The organism is Neoakkermansia glycaniphila, assembly GCF_001683795.1.
GTDB classification, from domain to species: Bacteria; Verrucomicrobiota; Verrucomicrobiia; order Verrucomicrobiales; family Akkermansiaceae; genus Akkermansia; species Akkermansia glycaniphila.
This window is the reverse complement of the sequence record NZ_LIGX01000017.1, coordinates 63,756-88,282: the sequence shown is the minus strand read 5'-3', so window position 1 is coordinate 88,282 and position 24,527 is coordinate 63,756. Positions and strand designations below refer to the sequence as shown.

18 protein-coding genes and 1 pseudogene are annotated in these 24,527 nt (G+C 59.5%); 9 read left to right on the top strand and 10 right to left on the bottom strand.

The genetic code is table 11. The features are described from left to right. Window positions 1–16: 16 nt before the first annotated feature. From AC781_RS04500 to AC781_RS04480, 5 genes are all read right to left on the bottom strand, one after another. Window positions 17–1,258 (bottom strand): serpin family protein, encoded by a 1,242-nt coding sequence (locus AC781_RS04500; protein WP_067774155.1) that lies wholly within the window; start codon window positions 1,256–1,258, stop codon window positions 17–19. A 20-nt stretch (window positions 1,259–1,278) separates the two neighbouring features. Further along, window positions 1,279–2,490, bottom strand: a complete 1,212-nt coding sequence (locus tag AC781_RS04495) for a serpin family protein (protein ID WP_067774152.1) — start codon at window positions 2,488–2,490, stop codon at window positions 1,279–1,281. Between the two features lie 90 nt (window positions 2,491–2,580). Further along, window positions 2,581–3,756 (bottom strand): hypothetical protein, encoded by a 1,176-nt coding sequence (locus tag AC781_RS04490; protein WP_067774149.1) that lies wholly within the window; start codon window positions 3,754–3,756, stop codon window positions 2,581–2,583. A 17-nt stretch (window positions 3,757–3,773) separates the two neighbouring features. Then, window positions 3,774–4,940 (bottom strand): hypothetical protein, encoded by a 1,167-nt coding sequence (locus AC781_RS04485; protein ID WP_067774146.1) that lies wholly within the window; start codon window positions 4,938–4,940, stop codon window positions 3,774–3,776. A 37-nt stretch (window positions 4,941–4,977) separates the two neighbouring features. Next, window positions 4,978–6,792, bottom strand: coding sequence for an ABC transporter permease (locus AC781_RS04480; RefSeq protein WP_141675750.1), 1,815 nt, complete (start codon window positions 6,790–6,792; stop codon window positions 4,978–4,980). A gap of 175 nt (window positions 6,793–6,967) precedes the next feature. Between AC781_RS04480 and AC781_RS04475 the strand changes: the two genes are divergently transcribed. From AC781_RS04475 to AC781_RS04465, 3 genes are read left to right on the top strand one after another with little or no spacing between them, the layout of a single operon-like run. After that, complete coding sequence (locus AC781_RS04475) at window positions 6,968–9,262, top strand: ArnT family glycosyltransferase (RefSeq protein ID WP_067774140.1); 2,295 nt, start codon at window positions 6,968–6,970, stop codon at window positions 9,260–9,262. A 37-nt stretch (window positions 9,263–9,299) separates the two neighbouring features. Continuing rightward, complete coding sequence (locus AC781_RS04470) at window positions 9,300–9,722, top strand: hypothetical protein (protein ID WP_067774138.1); 423 nt, start codon at window positions 9,300–9,302, stop codon at window positions 9,720–9,722. Window positions 9,723–9,767: 45 nt separating this feature from the next. After that, window positions 9,768–10,961, top strand: a complete 1,194-nt coding sequence (locus AC781_RS04465; protein ID WP_067774135.1) for an MFS transporter — start codon at window positions 9,768–9,770, stop codon at window positions 10,959–10,961. 24 nt (window positions 10,962–10,985) lie between these two features. Here the strand turns inward: AC781_RS04465 and AC781_RS04460 are convergent, their stop codons facing one another. Then, complete coding sequence (locus AC781_RS04460) at window positions 10,986–12,161, bottom strand: iron-containing alcohol dehydrogenase (protein ID WP_067774132.1); 1,176 nt, start codon at window positions 12,159–12,161, stop codon at window positions 10,986–10,988. Between the two features lie 197 nt (window positions 12,162–12,358). Between AC781_RS04460 and AC781_RS04455 the strand changes: the two genes are divergently transcribed. The 6 genes and pseudogenes from AC781_RS04455 to AC781_RS04435 all read left to right on the top strand — a co-directional run bounded on the left by AC781_RS04455 (window position 12,359) and on the right by AC781_RS04435 (window position 18,835). Next, window positions 12,359–13,453: a sugar kinase gene (locus AC781_RS04455; RefSeq protein ID WP_067774129.1), complete on the top strand. Its 1,095-nt coding sequence runs from the start codon at window positions 12,359–12,361 to the stop codon at window positions 13,451–13,453. Window positions 13,454–13,471: 18 nt separating this feature from the next. After that, a pseudogene (gene uxuA / locus AC781_RS14405) lies at window positions 13,472–14,644 on the top strand (mannonate dehydratase); the annotation flags it as partial. Then, window positions 14,633–15,475 (top strand): SDR family oxidoreductase, encoded by an 843-nt coding sequence (locus AC781_RS14400; protein WP_342744177.1) that lies wholly within the window; start codon window positions 14,633–14,635, stop codon window positions 15,473–15,475. The pseudogene uxuA and the gene AC781_RS14400, both read left to right, overlap by 12 nt. A gap of 18 nt (window positions 15,476–15,493) precedes the next feature. After that, window positions 15,494–16,891: a glucuronate isomerase gene (gene uxaC / locus AC781_RS04445; protein WP_067774123.1), complete on the top strand. Its 1,398-nt coding sequence runs from the start codon at window positions 15,494–15,496 to the stop codon at window positions 16,889–16,891. A gap of 2 nt (window positions 16,892–16,893) precedes the next feature. Further along, on the top strand, window positions 16,894–17,526 hold the full coding sequence (gene eda, locus AC781_RS04440; RefSeq protein ID WP_067774120.1) for a bifunctional 4-hydroxy-2-oxoglutarate aldolase/2-dehydro-3-deoxy-phosphogluconate aldolase: 633 nt from the start codon (window positions 16,894–16,896) through the stop codon (window positions 17,524–17,526). 25 nt (window positions 17,527–17,551) lie between these two features. Further along, window positions 17,552–18,835 carry an MFS transporter gene (locus tag AC781_RS04435; protein ID WP_067774117.1) on the top strand — a complete coding sequence of 428 codons (1,284 nt, stop codon included), beginning with the start codon at window positions 17,552–17,554 and terminating at the stop codon, window positions 18,833–18,835. Window positions 18,836–18,893: 58 nt separating this feature from the next. Here the strand turns inward: AC781_RS04435 and AC781_RS04430 are convergent, their stop codons facing one another. The 4 genes from AC781_RS04430 to AC781_RS04415 all read right to left on the bottom strand — a co-directional run bounded on the left by AC781_RS04430 (window position 18,894) and on the right by AC781_RS04415 (window position 23,949). After that, a complete protein-coding gene (locus AC781_RS04430; RefSeq protein WP_067774114.1) occupies window positions 18,894–19,616 on the bottom strand; it encodes an energy-coupling factor ABC transporter ATP-binding protein in 723 nt (240 codons plus the stop codon). Window positions 19,617–19,620: 4 nt separating this feature from the next. Next, on the bottom strand, window positions 19,621–20,427 hold the full coding sequence (cbiQ, locus tag AC781_RS04425; protein WP_083076562.1) for a cobalt ECF transporter T component CbiQ: 807 nt from the start codon (window positions 20,425–20,427) through the stop codon (window positions 19,621–19,623). A 12-nt stretch (window positions 20,428–20,439) separates the two neighbouring features. Next, window positions 20,440–21,459, bottom strand: a complete 1,020-nt coding sequence (locus AC781_RS04420) for an energy-coupling factor ABC transporter permease (RefSeq protein ID WP_067774112.1) — start codon at window positions 21,457–21,459, stop codon at window positions 20,440–20,442. A gap of 228 nt (window positions 21,460–21,687) precedes the next feature. Next, window positions 21,688–23,949: an alpha-L-rhamnosidase-related protein gene (locus AC781_RS04415; protein WP_141675749.1), complete on the bottom strand. Its 2,262-nt coding sequence runs from the start codon at window positions 23,947–23,949 to the stop codon at window positions 21,688–21,690. Between the last annotated feature and the right edge of the window lie 578 nt (window positions 23,950–24,527).

Here is a 24,527-nt window from a genome sequence, read left to right as displayed (position 1 = left end):
CGGTTACTGAGGTCGGTTAATTGGCGGTGTCCGGCGTGCAGAGCGTGCCGATGAAGTAGGGAGTGGTTTCGGGGTCGAGGTCGGCGATGATCCAGATGAAGGGGCGGTCGGCCTTGAAGTGGGGCGGATGTTTCGGCTCCGGGGCAGGAGCGCATTGATAGGCCATGGAGAATGCGGTGGATGCCGTTGCCGTGACTCCCTCTTCACTCATTTCAAAGGAGCATTTTTGCAGGATCTGTTCTATGGCGAGAGGGGTGGCGGTAGCTATCATGCCGGAGAAGTCGGCTTTTACGGGGTCGAAGGCATCGGGCATTCCAGTGGAAGCCAGCGCTGCGGAGAGGTCGGAGGAGGATTCGAGTTTGAATTTGGGGATGTCGAGTTTGACGATGTCCGGCTGCACGGTTGCGAGCGATGTGCGGATGTTTTGCAGGGCAGCCGGGGTGAGTGTGGCGAGGTATTGGCGGATGGGTATGCCTTTGGCCGGGAGGATGGCGATGAGGCAGGACGGTTGTTTGTCCTGCCGGTGCTGGAATGGGATGGCGATGGCTTCGCAATCGGGCAGGGACAGGTACCGGTAGCTGTGTGTGTCGTGCAGGGTGGGGCAGGGGAAGGGAGAGCCTTGTTCGGGATGGAAAGTCTGGTTCCATGTGTCCGTTTTGTCGAATGGATGTGCCCATTCCGCTTTGGTGTAGATGGCGTTGACGAGCGCCATTCTGGTGAGCGGCGTGATGCTGTTCGGCGGCAGGAGGCTGCCGATGTGGCCGTGCGTGCGCCGGGTGACCCATTTGTTGATGGCGGTGCTTTCACGGTCAGGGCTGTCGATGAAGTCGGCTTCCAGATAGCTTGCGGCAGGCAGGGCCTGTTTGTAGGAGGGGGCCGGTTCCAGTGTCTTTTCGATGCAGATGAGGTTGGCGATTTCGAGGGGAAGGGATGTGGTGCGTGTTTGGGCGGCGAGGTTGCCGATGCTGCCGATGGTGCGGTCGATTTGGCGGAGGGTTTCACCGCGCGCGCCGGGCCGGGCAAGGGCTATGGCCGCGTGTGCGGCATAGGGAGAGAAGCAGAGGTTGTCCGGCTGTTCGCCGGCAAGGCGGAGAAAGAGGTCGAACCCGAGGGGTGTTGGCTGGGCGTCGGCAGTGCAGGCGGGGCTTTGGGCGGGATCGGGGAGCAGGGGTTGTGTGGATGGCGGTTCGGTTGTCGTGCAGGCGGCGAGGCAGGTTGCCGTCAGGATGGATAGGGTGCGGTGAAGGAGGGGATGCATGAGGCGAAGAGATGTTGCGATTAGCGGGCGGGGGTGTAGAGTGTGCCGATGAAGTAGGGGGTGGTTTCGGGGTCGAGGTCGGCGATGATCCAGATGAAGGGGCTGTCGAATCGAACGGCGGATGGGATGAGGCTTTTTTCTGCGATCAGGGCTGTGGCTGCGGCGGCTTCGATGCCTTTTTCATTCATTTCAAAGTAGGTTTTCTGGAGTATTTTGGCGATGTGGAGTGGCGGCCGGCTGTCGGTGATGCCGGAGAGGTTCGCTTTGTTGCGGTCGCATGCATCGGGTATTCCTGTTTTTGCGAATGCGGCGGTGAGGTCGGTTGAGGTTTCCGTTTGGAATTTGGGGATTTCAAGGAGGGTTTTCCGGGGTGTGGCGGTTGCGAGTTGTTGACGGATGGTTCGAATGTCGGCGGGGGTGAGGGTGGAGAGGTGCTGGCTGAGGGTAGTGCCTTTTTTCGGGAGGATGGCGATGAGGCAGGTTTCCTGTTTGTCCTGCCGTTTTTTGAAGGGGATGGCGATGGCCTCGCCCATGCGGCTGTCGATGTGGCGGTAGTGTGCTGTGTGTTGCAGGGTGGGGCAGGAGGTTGTTTGGCCGTTTTCGAGGTGGAAGGGTTTGTCTGCGGTTTTTGCGGGGTTGAAGGGGTGTTCCCATTCGGCTTTGGTGTAGATGGCGTTGATGAGCGCCATTCTGGTGAGCGGCGTGATGACGTTCGGAGGGATGATGTTTAGGATGCGTCCGTGGGTGCGGTCGGCTGTCCATCGGTTGATGGTTGTGCGTTCGAGGTCGGGGTGGTTGATGAAGTCGGCCGAGAGGTAGCTGCCGGAAGGGAGCGCCTGTTTGTATTCCGGTTTGAGGGGCAGGGTTTGTTCGATGCAGGCGAGGTTGGCCAGTTCAAGGGGGAGGGATGTGGTGCGGGCCTGAGCGGCGAGGGTTTCGACGGGGCCGATGGTGCGGTCGATTTGCCGGAGGGTTTCGCCGCGTGCGCCGGGGCGTACAAGGGCGAGGGCGGTATGGGCGGAGTAGGGAGAGAGGCAGATGTTTTTCTGTTTTTGCCGGGCGACGTGGAGGAAGAGGTCGAGGCCGTGCTGGGGGGCGTGGCCGGAGGCTGTGTAGGCGGGGCCGCTGTTCGGGTGGGGCAGGTTGGGTTCGGGGTTGGGTGTGTCGGCAGGCGTGCAGGCGTTGATGATGCACAGGGCGGTGATGCAGGAGATGAAGCGAAGGGTAAACATGATGGCGGATGGATTCGGTGTTGTTTGTAATAACGCGTGAAGTGGGGATGCGTCCGAATTTTCGCCCGTTTTAATGAAATTTTATGCAGATCAGGTTGTGCGGCTGCCTGAGTTTTGATGGATGCGGTGGGCGAGGTCGAGAGTTTCGCGGGCGTGCGGGATGTTTTCGAATCGGTGTTCGGCGGCAGAGGTGTGGTCTCCCTGGTCGGTGTAGGCGAAGCGGATGGTGCCGCTTCCGTCCGGGAGGAGTTGGAGGAGGGTGCTTTGGAGGGTGGTGTAGTTCCACTCGATGGTTTTTGTTTTTCGTTTGCCGAGTTGGATGGTGAGGATGCGTGCCGTGGTAAGTGCATAGGCGATGCGGCGCATCCGGGCGCGGCGTATCCACGGAGCGGACATAAAGCCCAAGCCGACAAGAAAGAACAGGATGACGAAGGCAAGACCGGGGATGGACGCCGAGTTTGTGAGCACGTGGATGAGGATGCCGCCGGAGAAGGATGCCCAGCCGATGCCGAAGATGGTGATGGGCGCGGTGCGGACGAAGGAGAGTCGGTTGCGGGGGCGGCCGGTCCAGAGTAGGGTTTCTCCGGGGTATAGGCGTTGGGAGACGGTTTCCCGATCGGCTTCCGATATGCCGTGGCGATGCGTGGGTTCCGGCTGTTGTCCGTGGAGAGGTTGGGCGCGGTATGCGGCTGCGCGGAGGAGGCAGGATGATGCGAGTTCGGGGTTGTCGGTTCGGAAGAAGCCTCGCTTGATGGTTTGTGTTCTGTCGCCGTCGTCGTGTTCCTGGATGCCGAGGATGATGTCTCCCCGACCGCGGCGGCGTTTGCGGATGGTGTGCCGGACGAGTTCGGGGCCGCTCCATTCGGCTATGGTGGTTTGGCTGGACGTTCGGCGGATCAGGATCGCCCGGCGGTCGGTGACGGCGCAAAGGCCTGCGTTTTCATATCGCTTATGAAAGGCCTGGCAGTACATGCCGATGCCTGCGGCGATGAAGGGGACGAAGAAGCCGAGGAAGATGATGCGGGGTACAAGGCCCAGCGTTTCGCTGTCAGGTTCTGGGTGTTTGTGTGTGAAGGTTTGAATGTACACGGAGAGTACCCATCCGATGATTGCACAGAAGAGGGTGGCGAAGATGACGAGAAGGAGAGGGCCGCCGATGAAGCGGGCAGGCCGTGAGATGCCGCTCCAGAGGATGGTTTCGTCCGGGGCGAGGTGATGCCGGAGGATGTCCGGAACGGGCGCAGTGGTGGCGGGTTGTTGCGCCATGGTGTAGATGGCTCGGTTCAGGAGGATGTTTCGCCGGACGGCGTGCGGCTGTCGTTCGCGGCGGCCAGTTGGCGGGCAAGGATGCAGGTGTTGCGGATGTCCGGGATGTTGTCGATGGTGAAGGTGTTGGTCATTCCACCGGCTTTGGCGATGGTGTAGTCGAGGTCGAGGGTGCCGGAGCCGTCCGGGCGGATGCGCAGGCGAGCGCTTTCAAAGGCGGAGTAGCTGTGTGTTTGGATGGAAGGGGAGCGCCATCCGGGGTTGTAGCGGATGATTCGCCTGTCTGTAAGGAGGTCGTATTGCCGGCGGGCATAGGCCCAATAGATCCAGGGCGAGCTGAGGGTCAGCGGGCCAATGAGGAAGAAGAGTGCGACGACGAAGAGCGGCATGTCGCCTTCGATCCGGTTCGCTGGTGTGAGAAGGAGAGCCGTGAATCCTGCGGTCCAGAGTAGGCCGAAGATGAAGAAGAAGCCCGTTGCATCGTTGAAGATGCGTGGTTTACGCTGGACGATCCAGCGGATCGTTTCACCGGGGGAGAGGAGGTTTTCGATGTTTTGGCGCGTGGCGCGACTGGTGGAGCGGGGCCATTCCGGAAGAGGCGGTTCAGTGGCGGGAGGGGGCGGTGCGGTTGGCGTTGCCTGTCTGAGGAGGGTGGCGATTTGTTCGGGGTTGTCGATGCCGTGGAAGCCGTCGGCGATGATGCGGGTGCCGTTTTTTCTGCGCAATACCCTGATGCCAAGTATGATGTCTCCTCTATTACCTCGGCGAGGGCGGATGTCGGGCATGGAGAGGTGTTCGCCGCTCCATTCGGTGAGGATGACGGTTCCGCGCGATCGGCGGATGAGGAGTGCGCGGTGGCTGGTGACGGCGCAGACGCCGCTATGGGTGCGGCTTTCCTGCAAGGCGAACCAGAAGAGCACATATCCTACGCCGATGAAGGGGAGCAGGAAGGAGGTGATGATGAGGCTGTTTATGTCGCCCTGTGCCAATGCCGACTGCCAGACGGAAGATGCACCCAGGAAGAAGAGGAGGGTGCCGCACCAGAAGACGGCGACGATGAAGATCGCGATGCTGTGGGCGGTGAAGATGCGAGGGCGTGCCGGGGCGGCCCAGAGGAGTTGTTCTCCGGGTTCGAGTTCGACGAACCGTTGCTGTTCCCGCGTGAGGAGGACGGGCTGGTTCATGGAGAGAGGTTGGAGGTGAGGGAGGAAGGCGGCCGCATCAGCTGGCGCGGAGGGCTTTGGAGGGGTCCTGCCGGGAGACGACGAGGGCGGGTACGACGGAGGCGACGGTGACCATGATGAAGGCGTAGATGCCTTGTTTGGCGATTTCGACGGGGTCGATGGAGCAGGGTATCTGGATGCCGTGCGCCTGCATGGGGAAGGGGTCGAGGCCCATGCCTGCGAGGAAGCCCTGGATTTCGATGCGGTAGTGGAGGACGAGGAGGGCGAGGATGATGCCGAGGATGGCACCGGAGATGCCGATGATGACGCCCTGCCACAGGAAGACGCGCATGATTTTGGAGGGGGTGGCGCCGAGCGCCTGGAGGACGGCGATTTCACGCCTGCGCTGCATGGAGACGGTGAACATGACGGCCATGATGCAGAAGGCGGAGATGAGGGCGATGAAGGAGAGGACGAAGCTCATCATGGTGCGTTCGTTGGCGATGAGCTGGAACCATTCGCGGAAGCTTTCGGTCCACGGAGAGAGTTCCCAGGCGCTGCCGGCGGGGAGGGCGGGGAGGCTTTGGAGGATGGGGGCGGCGAGCTGGTCGAGGTTGTACGGGTCTTCTGTGCGGATGGCGATGCCCTGTACATCGTCGTTCTGGAAGCCGAGGAGTTCCTGCCCGATGGGAAGGGGGATGAAGAGTGCCGGGCCGGGCATGTTTTCCGTGGGCTGGTAGATGCCGATGACGGTGAGGTCTTTCGGCATGATGAGGGAGCGGATGTTTTTGATGGAGGCGATGTTTTCCTTTTCGACGCTGTTGTCGCGGAGGTTGGCGAGGTGCTGTTCCCATGCGGTGCGGAGGGAGCGTTCAAAGTAGACGATGCCCGAGTTTTTCTGTTTGCCTTCGATGCCGGAGCGGATGATTTCGTTCAGCGCGTCGAGTTCGTTCAGTTCGACGGGGCGCAGGGCGGGAGCGGAGTCGTTTTCCCCATCGAAGGCGGCGCGAAGTTTGCGGTAGGTTTCCTGGACGGCGGTTTTGGGGACGGCAAGCCATTGCGCGGGTGTGTGGCGCAGCAGGGCGGAGTAGCGGGTTTCCGCGTAGTCGGCGACGGTTGGCGGGAGGAAGGCGGATGCGCTGCCCCTCATGCCGCTGAGGACGAGGCCGGAGTAGTGCAGGGTGGTTTCGGCGAGGTGGTTCCGGAAGTTGCCGGTGATGCCGGATGGGTTTTCGGTCTGTGACCAGAGGCTGTCGAGGGCGGGAAGGAGGTCGGCGTCTTCCTGTGTGGCGAGAGGTTTTTCGTTGCCGATCTGGGTGTAGGTTTCGATGACCTGGTCGGTGTCTCCGACGGGGGTGATGCGGATGGTGTCTCCGATGCCGACGCCGAGTCCCTTGGCGGTGATGGCGGAGATGACGGTTTTTTCGCCAAGGTCGAGGTCGAAGGTGCCTTGTTTGATGAGGGGGCGCAAGGCGTTCATCTGTTCTTCGTTTTCAGTGTCGATGGCGCGGAAGGTGCAGGTCTGGCGCGATTTGTCGGACTGGACGAAGGATTGGTTTTCAAGCTGGGCGTAGGCGGAGGTGACTCCGGGAACTTTCCGGGCGCGTTCGACGAGTTCCTGCCAGCCGGAGATGGTGGTGCGCGCGCCGTCGTTGTAGTAGGAGACGAGGTAGTGCGGGGTGAAGGCGAGGACGCTGCTTTCCATTTGTTTTTGCAGGCCGCTCATGACGGAGAGGACGACGATGAGGACGGTGACTCCGAGTGCGACGCCGGCAAGGCAGATGAGGGTGATGATGGAGAACATGGTGCGCAGCGGGTTGAGGTACCGCAGGGCAAGCATGAGGCTCAGGTGGCGTCGGAGGTGTTTTTTCATGTCAAGGCGCGGGGTGATGATGCCTGAATGTGTGGCGGTTTCCAAGTATAATTCCGGTCAGTTGCGGGGAAGGTTCCTGTTTTTGCCGGATGATGCGGGGATGAAGTGTGTCTGCGATGCGCGGTTGGTATATATTGCTGTTGCCGTTCGTCCGGGGGTGTGGCATGGTTGAGCCATGCCGTTTTGGACGACAGTGGGCCGGAATTACTATGTTCGCAGGCTTTGGCCTTTCGTGCTGGTGTATTTCGTGTACGAGCTGCTGGAGGTGGGTATTCTGGCGTGGTTGCACCGTGGGGATATCGATTGGGGGTTTGTGGCGGTTTTGAGGCTGCTGGGCAATTTGGCGGTGGAGTCCTCTTCTTCCCTTTTGTTTCTGCTGGTGCCTTTTTTGCTGTATTTGCTGGCGTTGCCGCGCGCATTCCATGGAGGGAAGACGGATAGGGTGGTGACAACGGTGCTGTTCGCTCTGTTCTGCCTGGTGAATTGCTGCGAGGAGGTGGCGGAGGTGTGTACGGAGGATATGTTTTCCTTTTATTCGCTGAAGTTCTGGCAGTCTCCGAAGGAGGCATGGCCGCATTTCGGCGATGTGTTTCCGTTGTGGCCTTCGGCGCTGTGCGTGGTTGGAGGTGTTGGGGCTGCGTTGGCCGTTTTTCGGAAGAGGCTGGTTTGCAGGGATGGCGTGCCGCATGTGGCGGTGAGGGTTGTGGTGCCTTTGTTCGCGGCGGCGGGGGCGTTCGTGCTGTCGTGGATGAATGACGATATGGCGGGGGCGTCTCCCGATAATATGGAGCTGGCCAAGGACGGGATGTTTACGCTGTTCGGCGATGTGTTTGCGGTGACTCCGCTGCCGAATTTGCATACGATTTTTGCTTTTCCGGTGATGTGGGCGTCCGGGCTGGCTTTGCTGGGGCTTGGGGCGTTCGTCGTAACCCGGTGGTTTGGTGTGGAGAGGGGCAGGCTGGCCTGTTTCGGCAGGGGGTGGTGCGAGCGATTGAAGGCGGTTTTGCATGTGAGGTCCGATTTCGCCCTGTGGCTGCTTGTCGTGCTGGCGGGGGTGCTGCTGGTGCGGGTGGTGAGTATGGGGGCCTATCCGCTGATGGATACGACGGAGGCCCGCTATGCGGAGATGTCGCGCAAGATGATCGAGTCGGGGAACTGGCTGGTGCCGATGTTCGATTACGGTGTGCCGTTCTGGGGGAAGCCGCCGCTTTCGTTCTGGGCAAGCGCGGCGACGATGGAGGTGGCGGGCGTGACTGCATGGGGAGCGCGGCTGGCGCCGTTTCTGGCAGCGGTGGCGATCGGTGCGTTGTTTTTCGTGTGGCCTTTCCGGTCGGATAGGAGGGAGAAGGCTCTGGCCTGTTTTGTGGTGCTGGCGACGTGCGGGCTGGGGTTTGTGGCGGCTGGGGCGGTGATGACGGATGAGTTTCTGGCGCTGGGTACGATGTTGGCTATGGTGGCTTTCTGGAAGGCGGTTTCGGAGCCTGTTCCGAGGCCGGTGTGGGGTTTTTTGATGTTTGCGGGTTTGGCGGTCGGGCTGTTGAGCAAGGGGCCGCTGTGCCTTGTGCTGGCCGGGTTGCCGATTTTTCTGTGGACGCTGTGGTTCCGGAAGTGGCGGACGGTGTGGGAGAGGGTTCCGTGGGTGCGGGGGACGGTGCTGATGCTGGGGCTGAGCCTGCCGTGGTATTTGCTGGCGGAGCGGGCGTTCCCCGGTTTTCTGGATTATTTTATCGTGGGCGAGCATTTCGAGAGGTTCGTGGTGAAGGGGTGGCAGGGGGATTTGTACGGTTCCGGGCATGCGACTCCTTTGGGGATGATCTGGGTGTACGGGGTGACGATGTTTTTGCCGTGGTCTCTGGTGCTGCCGTTTCTGTGGTTTCGTGCGCGGGGGGTGTCTGCGCGGCAGCCGGGTGAGGCGGAGGAGTCGGTTTTCCTGTGGCTCTGGGGGTTGGCTCCGCTGCTGTTTTTCTCGGTGGCGAAGAATATTCTTCCGGCGTATGTGCTGCCCGGCCTGCCTGCGCTGGCGATGCTGGTGGTGCGGTATGCGTGGAGGGCGGATGTGCAGTACCGGGGTGCGCGGTATGTGCTGTTTCTGCCGTGTGCGGTGTTTGCCGTGATTGCGTTTTTCCTGTTCGGGGGAGGGTTCGGGCATTTGGAGTACAGGTGCCAGAAGGATGTGCTGGCCGCATGGGACGGGCGTTCGCCGCTGTATTACTGGGATGGCGAGAAGGTGCCGTATTCGGCGCAGTTTTATTCGGGGGGCAAGGCTGTGGAGCTGAAGCCGGGCGTGCCCGTCCCTCCGGTTCGTGAGGGCGGGAGGGTGTTTCTGGCGATGAAGGAGGCGGATTACGAGCGGTTCCGCGCGGAGCTGCCGGGATGGCGGCGTGTGTCGGAGGGCCGCCGTTATGTGCTGCTTGTTTCTCCGGAAGGGGGTGGGATGAAGTCGGTTTCGGCGGGGAGGGTCGGGAGTTGACTTGGCCGGGGTGCTGCCGCTATAATAGGTTTTTCCGATGAAGAAGAAGGTTTTGAGAGCCGTTTTGCGGTGGAGTTTGACGATTTGCATTCTGGCGGTTGCCTGGGTGGGGATTGATTGGGGGGTGAGCGCGTATATCGGCAGGTTGTGGAATGTGGAGATTTCCCGCGAGTATGGGCCGACGTGGTCGGGTGAGCAGATTTTTCTGGAGGTGTCGCGTGCCGAAGGGCTCAGCGCGTACAGGTGCGGGATGCCTTCGCGGGGGATTGTGACGTATTTCGATTCGAATTCGTGGCTGCGGCCGGGGCTGATGATCCGCCGGGGGAGTGTCCGGGAGGGGAAGGTGGAGCCGAATGAGAATGGTGATGTGTTTATGGTGCAGAGGGTTTTGGACGTGAACGGGATGTTTTTCTACATGGGCAGTCCGTATCAGGTGAAGGAAGTGTATGTGAGGGAGTGAGGGTTGCATTGCGGGTTTTGATTGACCGGGCGGCGGTTTGGTGGTATGGACGCGGGCGTGATGCCGGAAGGAGGTTCAAGGATTCGCAGGGTGATGGTGGTTGTGCTGGCTGCGCTGTTTCTGGCGCAGCTCGGGAATAGCCTGTACGATTTGATTTTCAGCAATTATTTGCGGGATGTGCAGCATTTGGATGCGGAGCAGCGCGGGTTTCTGGAGTTGCCCCGCGAGTTGCCGGGGATTTTGTCGCTGGTGGCGGTGGGTGCGCTGTTTTTCCTGAATGAGGTGAAGTTGACGTCGGTGGCGTGTCTGCTGGCGGCTTTGGGGTGTGTCGGGCTGATGCATACGGATGCTTCGTCCGGGCTTTGGGTGCTTTCGGGCTGGGTGATGACGGTGAGTCTGGGGCAGCATATTCTGATCGGGACGATCGATTCGATCGTGATGCATACGGCAAGACCGGAGAATCGGAGTATGCGGCTGGGGCAGATGCGGGCGCTGGGTACGGCGGCGATGTTGTGCGCTTCCGGGTTTGTTTGGCTGAAGTGGCAGTTCAATGATTCGTTCCGCGTGGATTACTGGGTGCTGACGGCTGTGTTTCTAGCGGCGATGGCGGCTTTGTGGATGATTAAGGCGCCGGAGTTTCCGCGCCGGAAGAGCTGGCGGGAGAGTTTCGTGTTCCGGCGCGAGTATAAGGTGTATTATTGTCTGGAGATGCTGCACGGGGTGCGGAAGCAGCTTTACCTGACGTTCGGGTTCTGGCTGATGGTGAGTACGCTGGGGCAGTCGCCGGAGAGGATCGGGATGATTCTGTTGATCGCCGGGGTGATCGGGCTGGGTACGCAGCCGCTGATCGGGTGGTGTATCAAGAGGTACGGGGAACGGAGGGTGACGATTTTCGATAGTATCGCCCTGTCGTTCCTGTGTTTGGCGTATGCGTTCGCTCCGGAGCTGCTGCCGCGCGGCTGGGCCGTGGGGGTGGTGGGGGCCTGTTTCGTGCTGGATAATTTGCTGTTTGCGATGGGGATGGCCCGGACGACGTATGTGGCCCGTATGTGCGGCGACCGCCGCGAGGATATTACGCCGAGTATTTATACGGGGATTGCGGTGAATCACGTGGCTTCGATTGCCTACGGGGTGCTTGGGGGGCTGATCTGGATGTATACGGGCGGGCCGCAGGCGGTGTTTCTGATCGGCGGTCTTGCGACGGTGGGTGCGGGGCTGGTGGCGAGGAAGATGAGGTAAGAGTGCAGAGCGAATAGGTAATAGTTACCTGTCTGCGAGGTTGTAGATGGCGAGGACGTCGTTGGCGTCGAGTTTTTGCAGGCCGCCGATGGGGCCGCGGACGCTGACGGCCTGTGCGGCCATTTCCGCAAAGTGGTCGGCAGGGATGCCGAGCTGGCGCATGGTGGTGGGCAGGCCCATTTCCTCATAGTAGGCTTCGAGGCGGCGGATGGCTTCGAGGATGGCGGTTTCGGGTTGCCTCGGCGGGATGGTGACGCCCATGACTCGTTCGGCGAATTGGAGGAAGATGGGGATGTGGTTTTTGTAGATGTAGCGCATCCATGCAGGGGTGACGACGGCGAGGCCCGCGCCGTGCGGGACGTCGTAGCGGGCGCTGAGTTCGTGTTCCATGGCGTGGCAGGCCCAGTCCTGTTCGCGGCCGAGGCCGAGGAGGTTGTTGTGGGCGATGGTGCCGGAGAAGGCGAGTTCGGCCCAGGGGTCGTATTGCCGGAGGCCACCGTGGCGGAGGAGGCGGGCGTTGTTGATGATGGTGCGGAGGGTGGCTTCGCAGAGGGCGTCGGTGAGGTCGGTGTGCGGGGTGTTGGTGAAGTAGCGTTCGAAGATGTGGCTCATCATGTCGCACGCGCCGTAGGCGAGCTGGTTTTCGGGGAGGGTGTAGAAGAGTTCGGGGTTGACGATGCTGAAGACGGGGCGTAGCTGTGGATCGCCGTAGCCGAGTTTGCGTTTTGTGGCTGTGCAGGTGATGACGCTGTTGGGGCTGCTTTCGCTGCCTGCCGCCGGGATGGTGAGGACGGTGGCGACGCGGAGGGGGGTGAAGTCGGCGGGTTGTTTGGAGATGTAGTATTCCCAGACGTCGCCGGAGGAGGGAGCGCCGAGGGCGATGGCTTTGGCGGAGTCGATGACGCTGCCGCCGCCGACTGCGAGGATGAAGGGGATGGCGTGCCGGCGGCACAGGGTGATGCCTTCGCGGACGAGGTCGAGGGTGGGGTTGGGCTGGACTCCGCCGAGTTCGTGGATTTCGATGCCGGCTTCCTGCAGAGAGCGGATTATTTCTTCGTAGAGGCCGGAGCGTTTGATGCTGCCGCCTCCGTAGTGCAGGAGGATTTTGCCGGCATGGGGTTTGATGTGCTGGCCGACGGTGTGCTGGGTGCCTTTGCCGAAGATGATGTCCGTGTGGTTGCTGTAGGTGAAATTGAGCATGGCGGGTGCGAGTCGTTCGTAGTCAGAGTAGCACGGTGCGGTGGTTTTTCAAAGCGCCGGGTGCGGCATGTGCCGGGCTTGGTCCTGTTTTGAGAAAAGGAAGAAGAATGGTCGTGTTTTTTGATGTTTGTCAATGATTTCGATTTTTTTGCTGGTCGTTTCGCGTTGTTTGTGATACGTGTTAGTAACTTTTATTTATGTCTCTGTCGATTAAATCCTCCGATGAGTGCCGTTGGGATATTGCATCCCTCGGCGAGGTGATGCTGCGTCTCGATCCGGGTGAAGGCCGTATTCATACGAGCCGTTCGTTCCATGTGTGGGAAGGCGGCGGTGAGTATAATGTGGCTCGCGGGCTGCGCCGCTGTTTCCGCATGCGCGGGGCGGTGGTGACGGCGATTTGCGATAATCCCGTGGGCCGTTTGCTTGAGGATTGCATGTTGCAGGGCGGGCTGGATCTGGATTATGTGCAGTGGAAGAAGTTCGACGGGATCGGCCGCGATTGCCGCGTGGGCTTGAATTTTACGGAGCGCGGCTACGGCGTGCGTGCGGCGGTGGGTTGTTCCGACCGCGGTTTGAGCGCAGCGAGCCAGATGAAGCCGGGCGATGTGGATTGGGATGCCCTGTTCGGACGCGACGGTGTGCGCTGGTTCCATACGGGCGGGATTTTCGCAGGCTTGTCGGAGACGACGAGCAAGGTGGTGCTGGAGGCGGTGAAGGCCGCCCGGAAGTACGGTACGGTTGTTTCCTACGATTTGAATTACCGCCCTTCGCTGTGGAAGAGTATCGGCGGGCAGGAGCGCGCCCGCGAGGTGAATCGCGCGATTGCTCCGTATGTGGATGTGATGATCGGCAACGAGGAGGATTTTCAGGCGTCGCTGGGTCTTGAGATCGAGGGTGCGACGGAGGATTTCGCCCATATCGACCAGAATGCCTATCAGCGGATGATCCGCAAGGCGGTGCAGGAGTTCGGTTTCAATGCGGCGGCGACGACGCTGCGCGTGGCTCGCACGGCGACGTTCAACGATTGGGCGGCGATGCTGTATTACGAGGATGCGTTTTACGATTCGATTTCGCTTCCCGATCTGGAGATTATGGACCGTGTGGGCGGAGGAGATTCGTTCGCTTCCGGCCTGATTTACGGGTTCCTTTCCGGGAAGGGGCCGCAGTATGCGGTGAATTGCGGCTGCGCCCACGGCGCGCTGGCGATGACGACTCCCGGAGATACGTCCACGGCTTCACTGGCCGAGGTGGAGAAGGTGATGAAGGGCGGTACGGCCCGCGTGGACCGCTAAAGGAAAGGGTACGGGAAGATGATCGAGAGCTGGAGATGGTACGGGCCTGCCGATGCGATTACGCTGCGCGATGTTCGCCAGGCGGGGGTGCAGGGTGTGGTGACGGCGTTGCACGAGGTGCGCTGCGGCGAGCTGTGGACGGAGGAGGCGATTATGGAGCGCAAGCGCATGGTCGAGGCCGCCGGGATGCAGTGGGTGGTGGTGGAGAGCGTGGCGGTGCATGAGGATATCAAGACGCGGTCGGGCAATTGGCGGCATTATGTGGATGTGTATAAGCAGTGTCTTCGGAATCTCGCCCGCTGCGGCGTGAGGACGGTGTGCTATAATTTCATGCCGGTGCTGGACTGGACGCGTACGGATCTGTTTTTCGAGCTTCCGGACGGGAGCAGCGTGCTGAAGTGCGATGCGGATGAGGTGGCGGCATTCGATGTGTTTATTCTGAAGCGCGACGGTGCCGAGGGTGATTACGATGCCGAGGCTCTGGTTCGTGCGAGGGCGCGTTTCGATGCGATGGATGAGGCCGCCCGCAAGGCGTTGAGCGATTCGATTCTGCTCGGCCTGCCCGGTACGGTGGATGATTTGACGCCCGATGAGTTCAAGGCGATGCTGGCGCGTTACGACGGTATCGACGATGAGAAGTTGAGGAATAATCTGTACGATTTTCTGCGCGAGATTATGCCGGTGTGCGAGGAGGAGGGGATTCGCATGGCGATTCACCCGGATGATCCTCCTCGCCCGATTTTCGGGCTGCCGCGTATTATGAGCGATGAGGCGGATATGGAGAGGCTGGTGCGCGAGGTGCCTTCGATGTGCAACGGTTTTTCGCTGTGTACGGGGTCGCTGGGCGGTCTGAGGACGAATGCGCCGCATTTGCTGATGGAGAAGTTCGCCGACCGGGTGTTTTTCGTTCATTTCCGCAATACGGTGTTTGAAGGCGAGAATGCGGATTCTTTCCGCGAGTCGGATTCCCATTTGCATGGGCATACGGATATGGCCTATGCGATGCAGGTTCTTCTGGATGAGGAGGATCGTCGGCGTGCTGCCGGTGAGGTTTGCCCGGAGATTCCGGTGCGTCCCGATCACGGCAGGCTGATGGATATGGATCAGGGCAAGGGTTGCTATGCCGGGTATTCGTACGGTGGCCGCGCCATCGGTCTGGCGGAGTTGCGCGGGCTGGCGATGGGGTTGCGTGCGTATCGCCCGCTTGTGGGCAAGGTGGCGGTGGTGACGGGTGCGGCCGGGGTGCTGTGTTCGGTGATGGCTCGTAGTCTGCTGAAAGCGGGTGCGAAGGTGGCGCTGCTGGGCCGGACGCTTTCCAAGCTGGAGGTTTTGAAAGAGGAGCTGGCGAAGGAGGGGCTGCCGCAGGTGCTGGCTCTGGAGGCGGATGTGCTGGATCGAGCTTCTCTGGAAGAGGCTCGCAGCAAGGTGCTGGCTGCATGGGGGCATTTGGATGTTCTGGTGAACGGCGCGGGCGGCAACGATCCGCGCGGTACGACTCCCGCCGAGCAGTGCGAGCCGGATACGGAGCGTGCGAAGGGATTTTTCGGCATGGATATGGAGGGTTTCGAGTATGTGAACCGCCTGAATATGATCGGTACGATTCTGCCTTCCCAAGTGTTCGGCGAATGCCTGGCGGAGTCGCGCGGGTGTATTGTGAATCTGTCTTCGATGGCTGCGTTCCAGCCGTTGACGAAGGTGGGGGCTTACGGTGCGGCGAAGGCGGCGGTGGAGAATTTCACGAAGTGGCTGGCGACGCATCTGGCTCCGCTCGGCGTGCGCGTGAATGCGATTGCCCCCGGCTTTTTCATTACGAACCAGAATAGGTTCCTGATGCTGGAGCAGGACGGTGCGACGCCGACGGCGCGCGGCGGGAAGGTGCTGGCGAAGACTCCGATGCACCGTTTCGGCGAGCCGGAGGATTTGTGCGGTGCGCTGCAGTTTCTGGTGTCGTCCGGCGCCGGGTTCGTGACGGGTGTTACGATTCCCGTGGACGGCGGGTTCCTTGCCTATTCGGGCGTTTGATTCAACTTTGTTGCCGCCATGCTGTTTTCCGACGATTTCCTTCTTGATACGCCGCAGGCCCGGAAGCTGTTCCACGGCCACGCGGAGCATTTGCCGATTATCGATTACCATTCGCATCTGGATGCGGCGGCGATTGCCGATAACCGCCAGTTCGCGAATATCGCCCAGCTTTGGCTGGACGGCGATCATTACAAGTGGCGAGCGATGCGGACGAACGGGGTGCCGGAGCGGTTCTGCTCGGGCGATGCCTCCGACCGTGAGAAGTTCGATGCATGGGCTGCGACGGTGCCGAAGCTTGTGAGGAATCCCCTGTACCACTGGACGCATCTGGAGCTGCGCCGCCCGTTTGGGATGACGGGGCTTTTGTTCGGTCCCGAGACGGCGGATACGGTGTGGGAACAGACTGCGATGCAGTTGCAGTCCGGCGGCATGGGCGCACGCGATATTCTGGAGAAGATGCACGTGGAGGCGGTGTGTACGACGGATGATCCCTGCGATGATTTGCAGGCTCATGCCCGGCATGCCGCAGCGGGCCGTTCGCTGAAACTGCTGCCGACGTTCCGTCCGGATAAGGCGCGGGCGATTGGGGATGTGAAGGCATGGATGGCTTGGCTCGTCCGGCTGGAACAGTCTGTCGGCTATGGGATCTCTGATCTTGATGGTTTCCTGAAGGCTTTGGCGGAGAGGCATGCGTTTTTTGCGGCGCACGGCTGCAAGTTGTCCGACCATTCGCTGGAGTTCATGCACCCGGATTCGTTGTCGGAGGCCGAGGCGGCGGATGTTTTTTCCGCAGCACGGCAGGGACGCGCCATCGAGGCGGACGATGCGCAGAAGTTTTCGAATTTCATGATGGATTTCTTCGCGCGGCTGGATGCCGGAGCCGGATGGGTGCGGCAGCTCCATATCGGTGCGCTGCGGAATCCGAACGGCGCGGCGTTGGAGTCGCTGGGGCCGGATACGGGGTTCGATGCGATTGCGGATTTCACTTACGCTTCGCCGCTGGCGAAGCTGCTTGACCGTTCCGCCCGTGCAGGCTCTTTGCCCCGGACGATTCTGTACAATCTGAATCCGCGTGACAATGAGATGCTTGCCGTGCTGTGCGGCAGTTTCCAGGACGGTACGGTGGCTGCGAAGATGCAGTACGGCGCGGCCTGGTGGTTCCTTGACCAGATGGAGGGGATGACCCGCCATCTGGAGACGGTGAGCCAGCTGGGGATGCTTTCGCGCTTCGTCGGGATGCTGACGGATAGCCGGAGTTTCCTGAGCTATACGCGCCATGAGTATTTTCGCCGCATTCTGTGCCGGATTCTCGGCAGGGATATGGCCGGAGGGCTGATTCCGGACGACGATTCTTTTATCGGGGCGATGGTTTCCGATATTTCCTACAATAACGCCAAACATTATTTCAATTTCTGATTATGGATACGATTCTTGCCGCGCTTTGCGCGCTGAAACTGGTTCCCGTCGTCGTGCTGAACGATGTGGAAAAAGCCGTGCCGCTCGCACGCACGCTGATGGAAGCCGGGTGTAACGGTATCGAGATTACGTTCCGCACCGAAGCGGCGGCGGAGTCTATTGCACGGATCGTGGCAGAGGTGCCCGGCATGCTGGTAGGTGCGGGTACGCTGCTTTCTCCTGAGCAGGTGCTGCGTGCGCAATCCGCCGGGGCGACGTTCGGCGTAGCTCCGGGGTTTGATCCGGCCGTGGTGTCGGCTGCGCAGGGTTGCGGGCTTCCTTTTGTGCCGGGTATTGCGACGGCGTCGGAGATGAGTCAGGCTTTGGCCGCAGGCTGTGTGTTCCAGAAGTTTTTCCCGGCGGAACCTGCTGGAGGTACAAAGATGCTGAAGGCTTTGCTTGCGGCCTTCCGCCATACGGGGGTGCGTATTATGCCGACGGGCGGCATCGGGGCGGACAATATCAAGGAGTGGCTGGCGATTCCCGAGGTGGTGGCCTGCGGCGGTTCGTGGATTTGCGAAGCGAAGCTGATCGATGCCGGAGACTGGGCCGAGATCGGCCGCAGGACGCGCGAAGCCCTCTCCGCCTTGCGCTGATTTTCACTTTCAACTTGCAACCGATATGGAAGCGCAAAAAAGACAGGATTCGTTCCGCTGGATGATTTTGTTCATGCTGTTTGCGGCAACGACGATCAATTATCTGGACAGGCAGATTCTCGCTATTCTGAAGCCTACGCTCGATAAGGAATTCGGATGGACAAACACCGAGTACGCCATGATTATGTCCATCTTTCAAGGGGCCTATGCCGTGGGGCTAACGTTGTTTGGATGGATCGTGGACAAGTACGGTGCAAAGCTTGGGTTTGCCATTTCGATCGCGTGGTGGAGTGTCGGCGCGATGCTGCATGCGCTGGCGGGCGGCGTGAAGTCGATGGGAGCCTGCCGCATTGTGCTGGGACTTGGCGAGGGCGGTAACTTTCCTTCGTGTATCAAGACGGTGACAAGCTGGTTTCAGGCCAAGGAGCGTGTGCTGGCGACGACGCTGTTCAATTCCGGTTCCAATGTGGGAGCTATGGTGGCTCCTGCCGCGGTGGCGTGGATGGCGGGAAATTGGGGATGGCAATCGGTTTTCCTTGCTGCCGGGGCACTGGGTTTTATGTGGCTCGTTTTCTGGCTCCGGATGCCGAAGGAGCCGCGCCAGGCTTTGGTGGAGGAGTCTGCCGCTGCAGCGCAGGAGGAGAAGGCTGTGAAGATTCCGTGGAGGGAGTTGATATGTTTTCGGCAGACGTGGAGTTTGATTGTCGTTCGTTTTCTGACGGATCCGGTGTGGTGGTTTTTCCTGTTCTGGCTGCCGGATTTCTTTAAGAAGCATTTCAACTGTGATATCGCTGAGGATCCGGCTCCGCTGGTGACTGTTTTTGCGATCGTGACGGTGTTGAGCATTGGCGGCGGCTGGCTGACGAAGCGGCTGGCTTCCCTCGGCTGGAATGTGAATAAGGTGCGCAAGGTGTCGATGCTTGTTTTTGCGGCCTGTGTGTTTCCCGTCGTGTTTGTGCAGTCGCTGGACATGTGGCAGATCGTGTGCCTGATCGGCCTGGCTGGAGCGGCGCATCAGGCATGGTCGGCGAATGTGTACACGCTGGGTTCGGATATGTTCCCGAAATCCGAGGTGGCTTCGGTGACAGGTCTTACGAGCATGGCGGGTCAGGTGGGTAGCATGCTGTTTGTGATCGCGGTAGGCAATATTTTGGATCATTACAAGGATATGGGTAATGAAGCGGGTGGCTACGACGTAATTTTCACGGTCTGCGGTAGTGCCTATCTGGTGTCGTTTGTGATTTTCTCACTGATCGTGCCGAAGATCGGTATGGTGACCTCTCGCCGTGCGGAGGAATCGGGCGTCTGACGCGGGCCGGACGAGCATGTTTTGAGAGCCGGGATCCGATGAGGATTCCGGCTTTTTGCTACTGGTAGCGGTAGGGGAGTTCGAGGTGGCAGGATTCGAGGAGGTCTTTCTGCCTCAGCAAGGTGATGGTGGGGCCGTCTGCAGCGATTTCTCCCTTGTGGAGGATGATGGTGCGGCGGCACAGGTCGAGCGCCATGTCGAGATCATGCGTGGCGATGACAAGTGTTTTGCCTAGTTCGGCAAGGAGGCGTATGAGGTCCCGGCGCGAGCGGGGGTCGAGGTTGGAGCTGGGTTCGTCGAGCAGCAGGGCTCGGGCATCCATGGAGAGGACGGTGGCGATGGAGGCGAGGCGTTTTTCTCCGCCGGAGAGGTGGTGGGGCGGTTTGTCGCGGAGTGCGAGGCAGCCGACCTGTTCGAGGGCGTTCAGGGCGCTTTGTTCGGCTTCTTCGGGCGAGAGCCCCATATTCAGCGGGCCGAAGGCTGCGTCTTCGAGGATGGTGGGCATGAAGAGCTGGTCGTCGCTGTTCTGGAAGACGATGCCGACACTGCGGCGGAGGATGGGGAGCGTGCGTTTTTCGATGGATGAGCCGTCGAGCAGGAGTTGCCCTTCCATGGGAAGGAGGATGCCGGAGAGGTGGTGGAGCAGGGTCGTTTTGCCCGCACCGTTGCCGCCGATGAGGGCGACCGTTTCCCCCGGTTCGATGCGGAGGCTGATGTTTTTCAGGGAGGGGGTGCCGTCCGGGTAGCGATGGGAAAGTGAGATGGTTTCAAGCAGGGTCATGGCGTCAGGCGGGCTGGATGAGCTTACCCAGCTGTTCGGCGGGGTGGGTGAAGAAGAGGAGGAGAAGGAAGCCGAGCCAGAGGAGGAGGTAGGCATAGTCTCTGCCATGCAGTTTGTCGCTCTTCAGGGTGGGGATGGTGCCGTTGTATCCCCGTGCAAGGAGGGCGTGGTGGAGGCGCTGGGCGCGGTCGAGGGTGCGGAGGAGGAGGTGGCCTGTGAGGGCGCTCCATGTGCGGATGCAGGATTGCTGTTGGCCGAAGTTTCTTTGCCTGCATGCTCGGCCCATGGAGGAGGCTTCTTCGAGGAGGACGTCGAGGTAGCGGAAGGTGAAGAGGATTTGCCCGGTGATGACGGCGGGTATGTGCAGCCGCCGCATGGCGTCGGAGAGTCGGGGAAGCCCTGTGGAATAGAGGAGCAGGACTGTGGCGAGGATGGCGAGGTAGCCGCGCAGCATGAGGGCGGCGAAGCTGCACCAGCCCGCCGTGACGGTGTATTCGCCGAGGGTGAACAGGGGTGTGTGATCGAGGATGGGGTTCCAGATGCCGATCAGCAGAAGGAAGGGAAGGGCGGGTAGCGTTTTGCAGCTGATACGGGCGAATGAGATTCCTGCGAGAGCGGAGACGATGACGGGGTAGGCGAAGTAGGGGATGAGGTTCGGTACGTCGTATTTGCCGACGGAGAGGACGGCGACGATGTAGAGGAGGGTGGTAAGGAGCAGCGTGCGCGGTGAGATTCGGCTGAGGAAGGTGTTTTCCGTTCCAGGGGTGCCGAATCCTGACAGGATGGTTCGCGCTTGTTCGATGGGGTGCATGAAGCGGCCTGTTTACGAGGTGCGCACGGTTTTTTTGCGGCGCAGGATGAGGCCGAGGATGATGAGGAACGCTGCGACGGCGGAGGCTCCGGCCAAGCCTGAGAGGCTGGTGCCTGCACGTTCTTCGATGTCGGTGCGCGGCTGGTCGGCGGCGGGGAGGTTGTAGTCTGGCAGGATGGAGGTTTTTTCCTGAATGCGGGCGAGTGTTTCGTGGCTGGTGGAGGTGTTGGCGATTTCGCTGGAGTGTGTGCGTTCGGCTGCCCATTCGAGGCCGTCCGGCAGGGAGGAGGCATACCATGAGAGTAGCCCTCCGACGGTGGCGACAAGGATGCCCATGAGGATGAAGAACGGTTTGTAGCTGATGTGCTGTTGCTGCGCCGCCTGCGGAAGGGCCGGATAGAGTGCCGGGCGCATGCGGGCGAGGAAGAGGAGGAGTGCGGCGGTGGCCAGGCCTTCCACTCCGCCGATGGCAAGGTGGATGGGCTGCATGAGGGCGACGAAGGCGGAGAAGGGCAGTTCCGTGATGCCGGAGAGCGTGGTTTCGATGACGACGCCGAAGGCTCCGAGCTGCAGGCCGATGATGGCGGCGAGGAACCCTCCCCATGCGATGCGGGAAGGGCTGATGCCGTTGGTGCCCCGGTTGATGGTGCGGTAGATGAGCGGGTAGGCGACGAGGCAGGGAAGGAGGGCGAGGTTCGCGATGTTGCACCCGAGGGCCAGCAGTCCGCCATCCGCAAAGAGGAATGCCTGGATGGCCAGGATGGAGGCCATGACGATGCAGGCCGCCCACGGGCCCAGCAGGGCCGCCAGCAGGATGCCGCCGCCGATATGGCCGCTGGAGCCGGTGGCGGGGATGGTGAAGTTGATCATCTGGGCGGCGAAGACGAAGGCTCCGAGTACGCCCATCAGCGGCGGGAGGCGGTCGTCGCGTTCGTGTGAGACTTTCCGCGAGGCGACGTAGAGCCCGGCGGCCGAGACGGCCCACATGGCTCCGCCGACAGCGGGCGATACGAGGGCGTCCGACATGTGCATGGCTGGTGCGTGAAAAGAAAGAGGTGATGGCCCGGGCATTTCTCAAAGGCGGATGAGGTTCCGCGCCCGGTCGGTTTCATGCTATCATTTTGAATGTCGGGTGTCAATGTCTGTCCTGACGTACGGTTGGTGTCCGGCCGATGATTGGGGCGACATTTCGTGTCAAAAACAAGCAGCCCGCAGGGCCGGGGTATGGGTGGTCTCTGCCCGTTTTGACGGGTAAGTCGATTATTGTGGTTTGTTTTTGCCCACCCATTCCAGTTTGAGCGTATCCAGGTAGACATCGTTCTTGTTTGTATCCATGTTGATGTCGTATGAATTATTCATCTCTTTTCCGCCCGTGTTGTATGCGAGCGTGATCAGATGCCTGCCCGCTGCCAGAGGTACGCGCAATGTTGTCGAGGGATAGAATTGATTCCGGAATGTTGTCGAAAATACGATGGTGCCGATATCCTGTCCGTCGATCAGCAGGGAGCGTATGGCACAGTGGGCTTCCCCGGTTGTGCCTACGTCTCCTCTGTCGCCGTTGTTATAACGGAAGCTGATCAGATATTCCCCTGATTCCGGAACGGTCACCCATACTTCGGCACTCTTCCGTGATTTGATCTGGCCGTCGACTTTGTCAACAAGATAGCCGTCGCCGGAATAGCCCTTGATCTCGGAGGCTTTGGGCAGTTCCGAAATACTTGTCTTTACATCTTCCATTTCATATTCCCATACCGTGCCTGCTGGATTGAAAACTACGGGAGCGGAAAATTCCGAATGGATGCCGTCTTCGGTTACTGCAATAAGTGTATAACAACCGTATTTGTTCTGCGGTACCTTGTATTCCGACTTTCCTGTCACATCAATATATTCCGTTCCGGTCCAGAGCAGGTAGCCGTACTTTGTTTCAGGTTTCCATTGAATTTTTCCGTCGGCATAAATCATTTGCGGAATATCCGGGCAAACGACCAGATTATCCTGTTTGATGTTGATCGGCGATTGGTCTGCACTGCCGTCGAGTTCCATGCGTATATCATGGTTTTTTCCGTCGGAGCGGAAGACATATTGTTCAGGGCGGTCAATGATCCTGCCGTCGATGGACATGGTTTTGATGCGGGATCCCGTTCCCGTGACCGTCAAAGACAGGAGGCTGCCTTTATATGGGTATCTGTCAAGAATGAGCGGCCCTTTGACAAAGGAAGGTACATACGGCGAGAGACGTAAACCGTCCGTTTCGTACGTCATGCCGAAAAGGATGCGGTAGTAGGAAGCCAGAGTGCTCGCGATGGACCAGAGTTGCTGTGTCGAACACAGCCCTTGTCCTGTCTGGTAATGGACGACTTCGTAGTTGGACAGGTTCATGGCGACATTGTAGAGATTGGATTTCAGAATTTCTTCTGCAATACGATGATTGCCGGCTTTTTTTGCGCCTAGCATCAGTGCTCCTTCCCATCCGGGCCATACCCCCCAGTTGTGATAGACAAACATGCCGTCCGGTTTTTGCGGGTAAACCGTATTGGCTCCATATTTGATCATCGGATAGTGAGCCAGTATCTTTTGAGATCGTTCAGCATCGGCTATACCGTAATAGACGGCATAGCCGTTTGCAATCACGTCGATCTTGTCCGTGACAGGATTACCCATATATTCGGGATACTGCCACGAGGCATAAGCGTTTTTCTCCGGAATCCAGAGATTTGTATTGATGGCATTCTTCAGTTTCAGGTATTCGGCGTTCCACTTTGCACTTTCTCCCTTGTTCAGGATGTCGGAAGATTCGGCGAGAACCTTGAACAAAACGGCATAAAATATATTCGTGCTGGTTGCTTTCGACTGCGCTATATCGGAGAAGTACCCATTGTCCATCCAGATGGGATAGGTTTTCCGGCGATGATCCAGTCCGCTGGTTTCTCCCTTGAATAATCCGGTGCGGGGGTCGTAGCATATGTGCAAATCTTTCTCCGCCGTGTATTTCAGAACAGGGTACATCTTTGCCAGATAGGCGGTATCGCCAGTCGCCAGATAATGTTCCCATACGGCCATGGCAATGATGATGCGGTCGGTGGATACAGGATAGGAGCCTCCTGTACCCGTATCTTCCTGCAGTTCCAGGGGGGCGCCCTTTATTTTTTCGAGCAGGCTGGCCTTGGATGTTTCTGGATCAATCCACCCTAAAGAGTATTGGACGGCAAAGGACGTGTCGCGCGTCCATACCTTGTTCCAGTGGACCCCCGTATTGAAGACGGGAGTGGGTGAGCCGTGCAGGGGGTGCGTGTTCTTTTTCGTTTCTTCCAGCGTCAGATTGTAGACGGCTTCCAAAAGGGGCATGTTTGCTGCTTTGAATTGCGGATATGCGGAAATATCCTGCGATAATTCCCATTTTTTTCGGACACGGCCGGATTCGATTGTTCGTCCATTGGGAGCAATCGTTTGGTAGGTTTGGTCAATCAGGCGATCCGGCTTTACTTCATAGCAAAACGAGTCGGTGGATTCGGCGAAAGCCATGCTTCCTGTCCATGCACATGCCAGGAAACAGGATAGCGGATACAGGGAATTCTTCATGATCAAATCTGTATGGGATGATGGTGCGAGCCGTTGTCTGATAAGATTCAGGCGGCAACCTTTAAACGTAGCAAGAGTCGGGATTCTTTCAAAGTCTTGCGCCTTGCCCTGCGATTATTCTTCCTCTATGGTTGCATAAGAAAAATGATAGGGTAAGGGGAGTATCGTGTGATCTGTTTGCAAGCGTTTGGGGATGTACGCGGGGATGGATGTGTTTGACGCCAAAACAAAGCCTGTCCGCAAAATTTATCCCTCTCGATGCGGAAGGTTGCATTCGCTCGAGCTCGTCCTGAAGGAGTACGGCCGTGTTTGCTGGATGGATTTCTGCGATGCGGCGTGTTGAGTAGAGTCCAGGACGGTTTTCGCCTCATGGATGGCGGAAGTGATCAGGAATGTGTGTATCGTTTGCGATGTGGCGGTTGCTGCGTTTTTTTTTCGGAGAGCAAGGGAAACGAGTGATGCTTCCTGTTGGTCGAGCCGAATGGAGACGACTTGTGCAGATGGCTGTTCCTCACGCATGT